General features: G+C 62.7%; 12 protein-coding genes. 3 read left to right on the forward strand and 9 right to left on the reverse strand.

What is annotated here, in order from left to right; all coding sequences use genetic code 11:
* Window positions 1–219 precede the first annotated feature (219 nt).
* The 8 genes from ATH90_RS06685 to ATH90_RS06720 all read right to left on the reverse strand — a co-directional run bounded on the left by ATH90_RS06685 (window position 220) and on the right by ATH90_RS06720 (window position 8,138).
* The gene (locus tag ATH90_RS06685; RefSeq protein ID WP_098465908.1) at window positions 220–1,854 is read right to left on the reverse strand and encodes an ATP-dependent DNA ligase; all 1,635 of its coding nucleotides are present in this window, start codon (window positions 1,852–1,854) and stop codon (window positions 220–222) included.
* Window positions 1,851–2,855 (reverse strand): ligase-associated DNA damage response exonuclease, encoded by a 1,005-nt coding sequence (locus ATH90_RS06690; protein ID WP_098465909.1) that lies wholly within the window; start codon window positions 2,853–2,855, stop codon window positions 1,851–1,853. The genes ATH90_RS06685 and ATH90_RS06690 overlap by 4 nt, the downstream gene beginning before the upstream one ends.
* A gap of 140 nt (window positions 2,856–2,995) precedes the next feature.
* Window positions 2,996–5,437: a penicillin acylase family protein gene (locus tag ATH90_RS06695; RefSeq protein WP_098465910.1), complete on the reverse strand. Its 2,442-nt coding sequence runs from the start codon at window positions 5,435–5,437 to the stop codon at window positions 2,996–2,998.
* A gap of 166 nt (window positions 5,438–5,603) precedes the next feature.
* Window positions 5,604–6,248, reverse strand: a complete 645-nt coding sequence (locus ATH90_RS06700) for a glutathione S-transferase N-terminal domain-containing protein (protein ID WP_098465911.1) — start codon at window positions 6,246–6,248, stop codon at window positions 5,604–5,606.
* Window positions 6,249–6,466: 218 nt separating this feature from the next.
* Window positions 6,467–6,667 (reverse strand): SEC-C metal-binding domain-containing protein, encoded by a 201-nt coding sequence (locus ATH90_RS06705; protein WP_003189235.1) that lies wholly within the window; start codon window positions 6,665–6,667, stop codon window positions 6,467–6,469.
* Window positions 6,664–7,146: an LEA/WHy family protein gene (locus tag ATH90_RS06710; RefSeq protein WP_098465912.1), complete on the reverse strand. Its 483-nt coding sequence runs from the start codon at window positions 7,144–7,146 to the stop codon at window positions 6,664–6,666. The genes ATH90_RS06705 and ATH90_RS06710 overlap by 4 nt, the downstream gene beginning before the upstream one ends.
* A 19-nt stretch (window positions 7,147–7,165) precedes the next feature.
* Entirely contained in the window at window positions 7,166–7,636 is a 471-nt protein-coding gene (locus ATH90_RS06715) for a YchJ family protein (protein ID WP_098465913.1), read from the reverse strand.
* A gap of 4 nt (window positions 7,637–7,640) precedes the next feature.
* A complete protein-coding gene (locus ATH90_RS06720; protein ID WP_034103906.1) occupies window positions 7,641–8,138 on the reverse strand; it encodes a DUF6231 family protein in 498 nt (165 codons plus the stop codon).
* A 190-nt stretch (window positions 8,139–8,328) separates the two neighbouring features.
* On the opposite strand from ATH90_RS06720, the gene ATH90_RS06725 reads away from it, so the two are divergent.
* Entirely contained in the window at window positions 8,329–9,024 is a 696-nt protein-coding gene (locus ATH90_RS06725; protein WP_098465914.1) for a PA1041 family peptidoglycan-binding anchor lipoprotein, read from the forward strand.
* A gap of 162 nt (window positions 9,025–9,186) precedes the next feature.
* Window positions 9,187–9,945 (forward strand): hypothetical protein, encoded by a 759-nt coding sequence (locus tag ATH90_RS06730; protein ID WP_098467649.1) that lies wholly within the window; start codon window positions 9,187–9,189, stop codon window positions 9,943–9,945.
* A gap of 79 nt (window positions 9,946–10,024) precedes the next feature.
* On the opposite strand, the gene ATH90_RS06735 is transcribed toward ATH90_RS06730, so the two are convergent.
* Entirely contained in the window at window positions 10,025–10,489 is a 465-nt protein-coding gene (locus ATH90_RS06735) for a CopD family protein (RefSeq protein WP_098465915.1), read from the reverse strand.
* A gap of 99 nt (window positions 10,490–10,588) precedes the next feature.
* On the opposite strand from ATH90_RS06735, the gene dinG reads away from it, so the two are divergent.
* A complete protein-coding gene (dinG, locus tag ATH90_RS06740) occupies window positions 10,589–12,733 on the forward strand; it encodes an ATP-dependent DNA helicase DinG (protein WP_034103915.1) in 2,145 nt (714 codons plus the stop codon).
* Window positions 12,734–12,790: the final 57 nt, after the last annotated feature.

Genomic DNA, 12,790 nt, shown 5'->3' on the forward strand with positions numbered 1-12,790 from the left:
GTTTTAAAAGGTGGGGCGAGGGAGTTCTGAGTGTAGGAGATGCCCGAAAATGGGCGCACAAAAAACAGTGCACCAAGTTGGGTCCGTCATGGGTCAACATTATGGGAGCGGGCGTGCCTGCGATGGCGGCGTTTCAGTGACAGATGAACGAACCGGTCCACCGTTATCGCAGGCAAGCCCGCTCCCACAGGCGGTTTGTGGCGGTTTTTTGCCAACGAGTCAGGCCAGCAGGTCCTGCAGGGTGGCGAGGTTGTCGGCGTCCTCGACCTTCTTATCCTGGCGCCAGCGCAACATCCGCGGAAATCGCACCGCAATCCCGCTCTTGTGCCGTTTGGACAGGGCAATGCCCTCGAACCCCAGTTCAAACACCATGCTGGGCGTCACACTGCTCACCGGGCCGAATTTTTCCACCGTGGTCTTGCGCACGATCGCATCGACCTTGCGCATTTCTTCGTCGGTCAGCCCGGAGTAGGCCTTGGCGAATGGCACCAGCGTGCGATCGCTGCCGGGCGGGCCGTCCCACACTGCGAAGGTGTAGTCGCTGTAGAGGCTGGCACGACGGCCGTGGCCGCGCTGGGCATAGATCAACACCGCGTCGACGCTGAATGGGTCGACCTTCCATTTCCACCACACGCCCATGTCTTTGGTACGGCCTACGCCGTACAGGCCATCACGTGCCTTGAGCATCATGCCTTCCACGCCCAGGCGGCGGGACGCTTCGCGCTGTTCGGCCAGCGCTTGCCAACATGTTCCGGTCAGCAACGGGGAGGCGAGCAAAACCGGTTGGTTGCACTGGGCGACGACGCGCTCAAGTTGGGTGCGGCGCTCGGCTTGGGTGTGGTTGCGCCAGTCCTCGCCCTCGTGTTCCAACAGGTCGTACGCGAGCACCGCGACCGGGGCATCCTCCAGCACCTTTTTGCTCAGGGTCTTGCGGCCGATCCGCTGCTGCAGCAGGGCGAAGGGTTGCACCGCATCCTTCCACACCACGATTTCGCCGTCGATCACCGTGCCATCGGGCAGGCCGCTCACCAGGCTATGAAGCTCGGGGAAACGCTCGGTGACCAATTCTTCGCCACGGGACCAGATCCACAGGCGGCCTTCACGCTTGACCAGTTGCGCACGGATGCCATCCCACTTCCATTCCACCTGCCAGTCGGAGGGGGCACCGAGCAACGCGTCGAATTGCTCCACCGGTTGTGCCAGGCCATGGGCGAGAAAAAACGGATAAGGCTGCCCGCCCCGTTGCGCATGCTCGTCGGACGATTCGGCGGCGATCAGCTTGAGGTAGCCCTCAGGCGTAGGGCGATTGGACAGGTCGGTGTAGCCCACCAATCGCTGCGCTACCCGCTTGCTGTCGAGGTCGGCCATCGCGGCGAGGGCGCGGGTGACCAGCAACTTGGACACCCCGACCCGAAAACTGCCGGTGATCAGCTTGATGCACACCATCAGGCTTGGTTGATCCAATTGCGCCCATAACGCCGGGAGCCGCTCGGCCAGTTCCAGCGGAGGCAAGCCACGCAAAGGCAGGAGTTTTTCCTCCAGCCACACCGCGAGACCGTCCTCCGAGGTGTAGGGGGATTCCGGTAGTAGCAGGGAGATGGTCTCTGCCAGGTCGCCTACCGACTGGTAGCTTTCTTCAAACAGCCACGGCTCGATGCCGGACGCTTCGGTGGCCATGTCCCTTAACAGGCGCGTGGGCACCAATTGCCGGGGGCGTCCTCCGGAGAGGAAATACACAGCCCAGGCGGCATCCTCTGGCGCTGCGTGACGGAAGTAGGCTTGCAGCGCGGCAAGCTTGGCGTTGCTCGAGGTGGTGGCGTCGAGGTTCGCGTACAACTCGGCGAAGGCTTTCATGCGCTGGCCTCCTCTTCGTCGTCACCGTATTCAGTGGTGAAACCCTGGGCATCCAGGCCTTTTTCCCGCAGATGGCGCACCAGCACGCCGACAGAACCGTGGGTGACCATCACCCGTTCAGCGCCGGTTTGCTCGATGGCCCACAACAGGCCGGGCCAATCGGCATGGTCCGACAGCACGAAGCCACGGTCGACGCCGCGTCGCCGGCGGGTGCCGCGCAGGCGCATCCAGCCGCTGGCGAAGGCGTCGCTGTAGTCGCCGAAGCGCTTGATCCAAGTGCTGCCGCCGGCAGAGGGCGGGGCGATGATCAGGGCCTGGCGCAACAGCGGGTCGGTCTTCTTGAAGTCACCGGCGTAGAGCGTCTCAGGGATATAGATGCCGGCCTCGCGGTACACCCGGTTCAACGGCTCGACCGCGCCGTGGCTGAGGATCGGGCCGATGCTGGCGTCGATGCCATGCAAGATGCGCTGGGCCTTGCCGAATGAGTAACAGAACAACACGCTGGCCTTGCCGGCGGCGATATTCGCCTGCCACCAATCGTTGATCCCGGCGAAGATCTGCGCCTGGGGCTGCCAGCGGTAGATCGGCAGGCCGAAGGTGGATTCGGTGATAAAAGTGTGGCAACGCACCGGCTCGAAGGGGGCGCAGGTGCCGTCGGGCTCGACCTTGTAGTCACCGGACGCGACCCAGACTTCGCCCTGGTATTCCAGGCGCACTTGGGCCGAGCCGAGCACATGCCCGGCCGGGTGAAAACTCAAGGTGACGCCGTGGTGGACCAGTCGCTCGCCGTAGGCCTGGGTCTGCAGGTTGATGTCCTGGCCCAGGCGTGAACGCAGGATGCCTTCACCGGGGGCGGCCGCCAGGTAGTGCTGGTTGCCCGTGCGGGCGTGGTCGCCGTGGGCATGGGTGATGACCGAACGCGCCACCGGCCGCCAGGGGTCGATGTAGAAATCTCCGGCGGGGCAGTAGAGGCCTTCGGGGCGGGCGATGACAAGGTCCATGGGCGTGCCGGGGGCGATGGGCTTATCAGGTAGGAGGCGGGGTCGAGTGCAGAAGTTCTATCTGAATGCATGCAGAACAAATGTGGGAGCTGGCAAGCCAGCTCCCACAGTTTGATCCGGTTCCTTCAGGTGGAACCGGGTTATTTGCCGGGCGTCAGGGTCAGCCGGGCCTTCCCATACACCTTCTCGAAGTTCTGCGGCTGCATCGGGAAGCTCAGGTATTGCGCCTTGAGCGATGGGTCGATGCCATTCGCATAGTTCGGGCTGGCCGGGTTGCCGGACTGGCCGATGCCACCCTGGCCCATCATCGGTTCCACCTGGCCGAAGTCGACGATCATGCGCAGCGCCGGCACCTGGGTGGTGGTGAAGTCCTGGCCCCAGCGGTAGGGCGCCGGGTTCAAGGTGTTGTGGTCACCACCGGAAGCCAGTGGGCCGCGAATCACTTGGCCATTGGTGTTTTTCCAGGTGGTGGTGTGCAGTTTGCCCCACTGCCAAGCCTTGTGATCGGCACCCAACTGGCTGTCGCCCGCGCTGATCGCGGCGGCCAGGCTGCGGGCCAGGATCGCGGGTTTGTCTTCCTTCTGCGGGGTGCGCACGTCATCCCAGAACGGGCTGTCTTCACGGCCCAGCAAATGGTCGGCCTGGGCGGCGTAGGACAGGCCGGCGTTGCTCACAAACGCCTTCCAACTGGCGCTGTTTTCCGGGCCGAGCTCGTCGAGGAAGATCTGTTTGGTGCTTTCCTGCAGGAACAGTTCGTAGAGCGCGGCGTCGGCGGACGTGGACACCAGCCGACCATCGAAGGCCATCAGGCGACCCAGCGCTTCACGTGCCTTGACCTGTTCGCCAGCAGGCAGTGCATCAATGGCCTGTTTCAGCGGCTGGGCCATGCCCGGTGCCTGGAACAGGGTCTTGAGCTTGGCGGCGAAGAGGGTGGTCTGGTCGTACTGCATGGCGATCATGCTGCGGCTGTCATGCTTGCCGGCATTGGCCAATTGCGCCAGGCGCTCGCTGCGCTCCGGGGCATCCCATGAGTTGGACAACTGCATGCCGTAACCACGGGGCGCGGTGCGCTGGTTGGCAGTGCCGATCCAACCTTGGGCCGGGTCCTGGTCGTAGGGGTGCAGCATGGCGTCGGCGTAACCATCCCAGTCGAAGCGCGTGTCCCAGCCGGGCGACGGCAGCAGGCCTTCGCCTTCGCGGCGGTTGGGGAAGCGGCCGGTGACCTGCCAGCCAATGTTGCTGGCGTCGGCGAAGACCATGTTCAGTGCGATGGCGCGGATTTCCCGCGTCGCGTCCGAGGCCTTGCCGGCGTTTTGCGCGCGGGACAGGTCGAAGAACGCATCGAGGCTCTTGTCGTCCTTGAAGTCGGCGGTTTGCAAGGCCAGGCCGAGGCCCGTGGTCAGCGCCTGGCTGCTGTTGAGCAGGGCGCCGTGGCGGGTCTCGTACACCACCTCGCGAATCGAGCGCTGGCCTTTGACGAAGAAGGTTTCATTGCGCACGCCCGCCGGTAGCCATTTGCCGTTGTTCTCGTAGTACAACGCGCTGCCCTGGCGTTTGACCTTTTCCAGGAACAGGTCCTGGGTGTCGCCCTTGACCGTGCTCATGCTCCACGCGACTTTGCCGTTGAAGCCGGACAACAGGGTCGGCAAACCGGCAATCGATGCGCCCACGGCCTGGTACTTCGGCGCGCGGATCTGCACGTAGCTCCAGGGGGATGGCGCTTGCGGCTGGGCGGCGAGGTCGCTTGCCAGCAAGCTTTTGCCGCTGCGGCTGCGTTGCGGACCGATCGCCCAGTTACTGGATGTCGTCACTGCCAGCGAGTTGAGGCTGCTCAGTTGCTGGCCGACCGCGTCCAACCCGGCGAGACCGGTCACCTGGCCCAGGTTCACGCCCTTGAGTTTCTCGGCCTCGGCCAGCGGGATCGCCTCATCCGGAGCGCTTGGGGTCAGCCAGGCGAGTTTGTCGACACCGACTTTCTGCGCCAGCACCAGCGACGAAATTTCTTCCTGCAGGTTTGCCGACTCGCTGAAGTTGAGCAGGCAGAACAGCAGCGCCGAATCCTCCGGCTTCCAGTACTCGGGCTTGTAGCCGGCCTGGGCCAGGTCTGGCGGCAGCTTGTCGCGGTAGCGGAACAGGTAGGCGTTGACGCCGCGGGCATACACTTCAAAGAAGCGCTTGAGGCGCGGTGACGACGCGTTGTAGAGCTCGCCGGCGCTTTTCTTCAGGTTGACCGCACGCATGAACCGGTCGACGTCCAGCACCTCGGGGCCGGACATCTCCGCCAGGCGACCCTGGGCCAGCAGGCGCAGGGTGACCATTTGGGTGATGCGGTCGCTGGCGTGCACGTAACCAAGGCTGAACAGCGCGTCATGGAAGGTGTTGCTTTCGATCAGCGGCATGCCCTGGGCATTGCGGCGTACCGATACGTTCTGCGCCAAGCCTTTGATCGGCTGTACGCCGGCGACAGGGGGCAGGGTGTCCTGGGTGCTCTGGAGCTGGCAACCGGCCAGGCTTAATGCACTGGCCACTGCCGCGGCAACGCCGAACCGGGGAATAAAATGTGAGAGGGCTGGCGAGGCCATGGCAAAGCTCCTGCGGGGGGTAGCGTCAGTAAAGGCGCTACGTTAGTGAGCGCGGCGAAACGACGCAAGCAGGAGTTTGGGTTAAGCGTCAGATCTTGAGTCTTGCGCAAATCAAAGTGGGGGCGAGCAAGCCCGCGCCCACATGTTGAGCGAGTACGACTGCAACTCAGGGCTTTGGCGGGTTCACTTTCTGCACCAGTTCATACGCCCGGACGGTTGCCGGCCGCTCCTTGATGCTGTTGAACCAACGATGCACATGTGGGAAATCTTCCAGGCGCTGGCTCTGCCACTTGTGGGAAACAATCCATGGGTAGATCGCCATGTCGGCAATGCTGTACTCCTCACCCGCCACGAACGCACGGTCCGCCAGGCGTCGGTCGAGCACCCCGTAAAGGCGAGCGGTTTCATCCACGTAGCGCTTGATCGCGTAAGGGATTTTCTCCGGCGCGAACTGGCTGAAGTGGTGATTCTGGCCGGCCATGGGGCCAAGGCCGCCCATTTGCCAGAACAGCCATTGCAGCACTTCCTGGCGACCGCGCAGGTCTTTTGGAATGAACTGGCCAGTTTTTTCCGCGAGGTACAACAGGATGGCGCCGGATTCAAACAGCGAAATCGGCGCGCCGCCGTCGGCCGGGTGTTGATCGACGATGGCCGGAATGCGGTTGTTGGGAGCGATCTTCAGGAAGTCAGGCTTGAACTGTTCGCCCTGGCCGATATTGATCGGGTGCACCTTATAGGGCAGGCCGGCTTCTTCCAGGAACAGCGATACTTTGTGACCGTTGGGGGTCGTCCAGTAATACAGGTCAATCATCGAGTGCTCCAACGCTGTGGATTGGGAAGGTACACGCTACAAGTATCAAGCGGTAAGTTACAAGCGCTCTACCTTGCGGCTGGAAGCTTGCCACTGCGCTTGAACTGCGTTGTCCACCCACACCTGCACCAACCGCTGCGAGCATCGCTCGATGCACACCTGCACCTGGGCAAACCACCGGTAGGCGCCGGCAAGCCGGCGCCTAGGGGCTCAGGGCATCAAGCCCCGTGGCACTTCTTGAATTTCTTCTCGCTGCCGCATGGGCAAGGGTCGTTGCGGCCAACATCCTTCAAGGCGTTGCGCACCGGCTCCTGGTGGGCGTGGCCGCAGTTCGGGCCGTGGACATGGCCGTGGTCGTGATCGTGATGATCGTGATCGTGGTTGCAGTCAGGACCATGGACATGGGGTTGCTGAGTCATCGATGTCGCTCCGGAATAAAATCGCCGGGGATTATCTCGCCATTGTGATTCACCTGCACGTCATAACCGATGAATAATCCGGTTTTCAGCTCACCTTCCAGGCGATAAGGCACGGGCCGGTCGGGTTTTTTCAACATCTGCACCACATCACGGATCTGCGGCCAAAGGTTGGTGCGCACCGAGACCCGGAAAAACTTATGGCTGCGTGGCGGTACGGTCAGCCATTCGTCGGACTCGCCCTCGGCCAGCACGAAGGTGCCCAGGGTGACCTTGTAGATCAGGCCGCGCACGGTCAGGTCGGCGTCGTCGCGGTTGTCAACGCGAAAGTACAGCTTGAACTTCTGCTCCAGCAGCTTGGCGCGCACCACTTCGACTTTCACCAGGGAGACGTGAGGCGGCGGCGAATCGTCTTCGAACCACGACGCGCAACCGGTGAGGCCAAGGGTTAACGCCAGCATCAAGCTGTACATCCGGAGCATGGCGTGAGTCCTGTGGTGGTTAGAGGTAGCTGGAACAACACTTCTTGAATTTCTGCCCACTGCCGCACAGGCACGCATCATTGCGCCCGGCCTTCACTTCCACCGTCGGGTCGATGAAGTACCAGCGCCCGTCATTCTGTACGAAAGAGGACTGCTCACGGTGGCTATGTTCACCCGTGCTGTCATGCCAGCGCGCGGTGAAGGTCACGAACGCGTGTTCCGGCTGGCCGCCGAACACCTCGGAGGCTTCCACCTCAAGACCCAGCCAGGTGCTCTGCGCACTCCAGGCGGCAATGGCGTTACGGTCCAGGCCGGCCTGTTGGACGGGCAGGGTGGTGGCGACCAGGTAGTCCACCAGCCCCAGTACGTAGGCGCTGTAGCGCGAGCGCATTAATGCGGTGGCGCAGGGAGCCGGATGCCCGGCGTGATAATGACCGCAGCAGGCATCCAGCAGGTTGCCACTGCCGCAGGGGCAAATGGATGTACTCATCGGGTTACCACCAATACTTTCCGAAGTTTTCCGGGTTGGCCCAGAAGCGGGCGTTGAGCCAGTCCGGCACCTGTTTATAGTCAAGCAGATCGTAGGTAAACAGCGTCAGAACCTGCTCGTCACGCTGGAAACGCTCGCCGGCCTGCAGGGCCAGGGAGAAGAAATCGGTGTCCTTCCAGCCGCAGGCGCCCAGGTCCACCAGCACCGCGATACGGCTGGCGTTGAGGTTGCGGATGCCGCCAAGCAGGGTCAGTCCTTGCGGTTTTGACAGATGCTCCAGGCAGTCGACTGCCAGTGCCAGGTCGAAACGCTGCGCCGCCAACTCCGCCGGCAGTGGGCCGGGTGGCGCGAGGGCGACCTGGGTGTCGGGGTGCGCCGCTTGAAAAGCCTCCAGCGCCGGGAACTGGCTGGCGCCCAACAGCAACAGGCGTTTGGGCTGGTGCAAGTCGAGCAAGGCGGCCAGGGCTTGCTGGGGTGTACGGGCAGAAATACCGGCAGTCATCAGAGATCCTCACATCAGGACCGTAGAGACTAGCGCGGCTGAGCGTGCGGGCCTAGAGCGGGTGGCCGTGAAATGTCCGGTAAGCGCGGCGATCCTCAATGAATACAGGGGCGCGGCGAAGTGGCGCAGATGAAAAGAGCCGTCTTTACTCCACCCGTCGGCCCCCGCCGATCCCCTCAGGAGAAATCAGATGAGCATCATGCGGACAGCTCTACACTTGGTTCTGCTAACCGGAGTATTGACAGGTTGCGCAGGCTTGCAAAAAACCGATTGGCCCACCTGCGCCGCGCTTGGCGGTGTGACGGGTGCGGCGATCGGTGCCACTGAAAGCTCGGCCTATGCAGGCTATGGCGCGTTGCTGGTCGGCGGCATGGCTGGTGCCTATTGCTGGGTGAACGGCGATGGCGACGAGGATGGCGATGGCGTGCCGGACAGCCGCGACAAGTGCCCTGGCACGCCCAAAGGTGTGCAGGTCGATGCCAATGGCTGCCCACCCGCACCGCCTGCGGCCGTGGTAGAGGAGGTCGTGGTGGTCAAGGAAGAGACCATCGTGATCCGCGATGTGCACTTCCAGTTCGATTCGGCCCAGTTGACGGCCGCAGATAAAACCAAGCTCGATACCATCGCCACTCGCTTGAAACAGGAAGCACCGACCGCCCAGCTGCGGGTCAGTGGCCACACCGACAGCGTTGGCAAAGACGCCTACAATCAGAGGCTCTCGGAAAAACGCGCCCATTCGGTCACCGATTACCTGATCGGCGCCGGCGTGCCGCGCAGCAGCTTTGTGTCTGTGACCGGTGCGGGCGAAAGCCATCCCGTGGCCGACAACAAAACCGCTGATGGCCGTGCCTTGAACCGCCGTACAGAAATCCAGATCAACCGCTGAGGGCCCTTGCCCCTGTGGGAGAACCACAGGGGCATTGCTGCCAATCCTCCCCCTTTATTAACTTTTTTGATCCTTCACTGGCAAAGCGCCTGTGGAAGTCGTTACTGTGCGTCCAAAGAAAAACTAGACCTACTTTTTGAAGGCATTCAGGGGAGCTCCATGATGCGTAAGGTTTTACTGTTGGCCCTGTTGGTCAGCCCCGTTGCCCTGGCCCAGAGCGTCAGTGTTGAAACCAATTCGCTGATGCGCCTGCCCAGCAGCACCAGCGTGTTGCAACTGGAGCGCCTAGACGTGGCGGACTACGGCACCTTGCTGATTCCGGCAACCATCAGCCAGGTCACCGTGGATGAGCTGCATCTGGGCCGTGACGCCCGTATCGCCATCGTGCCCGGCAGCACCGCGTTGCAATTGCAGGTGCGTCACGCGCAGTTGGACCACGGCAGTCAAATCACCTCGCGCGGCGCTCCCGGCACCCACGAAAAACCGGCCAAGGCCGGACGCGACCTGACCTTGCGCATCAACTCGCTGGCAGCGGAAGAACTGTCGGTGGACGCCCGTGGCGGCGCCGGCGCCCAAGGCTATGTCGGGCTGGATGGCGCCAACGGCGAGGATCCGGGTTGCACCTGGGGCGCGGCCGGTCGTGGCGCCAATGGCGATAACGGCGGCGATGGCTTGCCCGGCGCGTCAGGTGCACAGGTGCGGATCGAGTTGCCGCAGGACTTCCCGGCTCAGCAGATCAAAGTCTGGGTGGAGGGTGGTGCCGGCGGTTTGGCGGGCACGGCGGGCAAGCCTGGTAAAGGCGGACAATCGAAGGGTTGCCTGGTGTACCGCGCCGACGGTGGCGAAAAAGGCCGCCCAGGGTTGGAAGGGCAGCCGGGGCCGGCTGGTCCTGCGGGTACCGTGACTATCCAGCGGCTCTAAAAAGCCGCGGTTTCGAGTCGCGAGCTTCACGCTGCAAGTCAAAGGCTTGTAGCTTGAAGCTCGAAACGTGCGACTGTATTCAAAACATCGGCCGCGCCGAAGCAATCGCCACCACCACCAGCCCCACGATCAGATTGATCCCCACCAACCTGCGAATCTGCCCCAGAACCGCAGCCCCTGCTGGCCAATCCTGCGCCGCCACCGCCTTGCGCAGCTCCGGGAACTTCAACGCCTGGATGCGGATAAAGAGCGCCGTCATCACCAGATACAAACCCATCATCACCTGCACATAACGCGGCGCCGTCTCAAACCCGTTGAAGCGCAATTGCAGCAGGCCAATGCCGCTTATCGGCAAAACGGCCACCGCTACCCACACCCATACGAAAAAACGTTGAAACACATTCGTCCATAGCGTGAGCCGGGCGGGGCCTTCAAGTGCCGCCACAGCGGCGGGGCGCAGGATCATCCAGGCGAAAAACATACCGCCGACCCAAATCAGGGCGGCCACTACATGCAGGGTGTAAGCGAGGCTAAACGCGGTCATTGTGGTACTCCGTTCTGCGCGGGATTAATTAGCGGGGTATGATAGCGGCCGATCCGAACCACTGAAAATTTATCCAGCGTTTTTTGCGCCCGACTATCCATGATCAGCACTGAACTCAAAACCACGATCCAGGGCGCCTATTCGCGTTTTCTCGAAGCCAAGAGCTTGAAACCGCGCTACGGCCAACGCCTGATGATCGCCGAAGTGGCCAAGGTCCTCGGGGATATCGACACCGACGACGAAGGCCGCCGCGAGGGTGAGCCCGCGGTCGTGGCCGTCGAGGCCGGCACCGGTACCGGCAAGACCGTGGCCTACAGCCTGGCCGCGATCCCCACCGCCAAGGCCGCCGGCAAGCGCCTGGTGATCGCCACCGCCACGGTCGCCCTGCAGGAGCAGATTGTCTACAAAGACTTGCCTGACCTGATGCGCAACAGCGGCCTGAACTTCACCTTCGCCCTGGCCAAGGGCCGTGGGCGCTACATGTGCCTGTCCAAGCTCGATGTACTGCTGCAGGAAGGTCACGCGCAAACCGCGACTGCCCAACTGTTCGAAGAAGAAGGCTTCAAGATCGAGGTCGATGAGGCCAGCCAGAAGCTGTTCACCAGCATGATCGAGAAGCTGGCCGGCAATAAATGGGACGGTGACCGCGACAGCTGGCCTACCGCCCTGGAAGACGCCGACTGGGCGCGCTTGACCACCGATCACAGCCAGTGCACCAACCGCCATTGCCCCAACTTCGGCCAGTGCGCCTTCTACAAGGCCCGCGAAGGCATGGGCAAGGTCGATGTGATCGTCACCAACCACGACATGGTCCTGGCCGACCTGGCCCTGGGCGGCGGTGCGGTATTGCCTGACCCCCGCGACACCCTCTACGTGTTCGACGAAGGTCATCACCTGCCGGACAAGGCCATCGGCCACTTTGCCCACTACACGCGCCTGCGCTCCACCGCCGACTGGCTGGAAACCACCGCAAAGAACCTCACCAAGTTGTTGGCCCAGCATCCGCTGCCCGGTGACCTGGGCAAGCTGATCGAACAAGTGCCGGAGCTGGCACGGGAGATCAAGACCCAGCAGCAATTCATGTTCAGCGCCTGCGAGCAGGTGGCCGACTTCAAGCCCGGCGAAGATGTCGAGGGCCGCGAGCGGCCACGTCACCGTTTCGTCGGCGGGTTGATCCCAGAACATATGCGTGAAATGGGCATCGAGCTGAAGAAAGGCTTCTCGCGCCTGACCGATCTGTTCACCCGCCTCACCGATCTGCTCAAGGAGGGCATGGATGGCGAGGTCAACATTGGTATCGCCAGCAACCAGGCCGAGGAATGGTACCCGCTGTTTGGCAGCCTGTTGTCGCGTTCCCAGGGCAACTGGGAGTTGTGGACCGCCTTCACCGTCGAAGACCCGGAAGACAACCCGCCGATGGCACGCTGGCTGACCCTGTCGGAAAGCGGTGCGCTGTTCGATATCGAGGTCAACGCCAGCCCGATCCTTGCCGCAGAAATGCTGCGCCGCAACCTGTGGAACGTCGCCTACGGCTGCCTGGTGACCTCGGCGACATTGACCGCCCTGGGCACCTTCGATCGGTTCCGCATGCGCGCCGGCCTGCCGAAAAAGGCCGTCACGGCAGTGGTGCCGAGCCCGTTCCATCACGCCGACGCGGGTGTGCTGCGGGTGCCTGACCTCAAGGCTGACCCTCGGGATGCAGCCGCCCACACGGCCGCGATCATTCGTGACCTGCCGGACCTGGTAGAAGGCTCGCGCGGCACGTTGGTGCTGTTCTCGTCACGCAAGCAGATGCAGGACGTGTTCGACGGCCTCGACCGTGACTGGCGCAAGCAGGTGTTTATCCAGGGCAACCTGTCCAAGCAGGAAACCTTGAACAAACACAAGGCGCGCGTGGATGGCGGCGATTCCAGCGTACTGTTCGGCCTGGCGAGCTTTGCCGAAGGTGTGGACTTGCCCGGCGCCTATTGCGAGCACGTGGTGATCGCCAAGATTCCGTTCTCGGTGCCGGACGATCCGGTCGAGGCGGCCTTGGCCGAGTGGATCGAGGCGCGCGGGGGTAACCCGTTCATGGAGATCTCGGTGCCGGATGCTTCCCTGAAGCTGGTCCAGGCCTGCGGTCGCTTGCTGCGTACCGAAGAGGACCGGGGCACCATCACCTTGCTCGACCGCCGTTTGGTCACCCAGCGCTACGGCAAGGCTATCCTCAATGCCTTACCGCCGTTCAGGCGCGAAATTTCTTAAGCCACCGTGGGCGAATGCGCCCACTTCGTGGTCTATCTCAATTATGTCATCAGGCCA

The organism is Pseudomonas lurida, assembly GCF_002563895.1.
GTDB lineage: Bacteria > Pseudomonadota > Gammaproteobacteria > Pseudomonadales > Pseudomonadaceae > Aquipseudomonas > Aquipseudomonas lurida.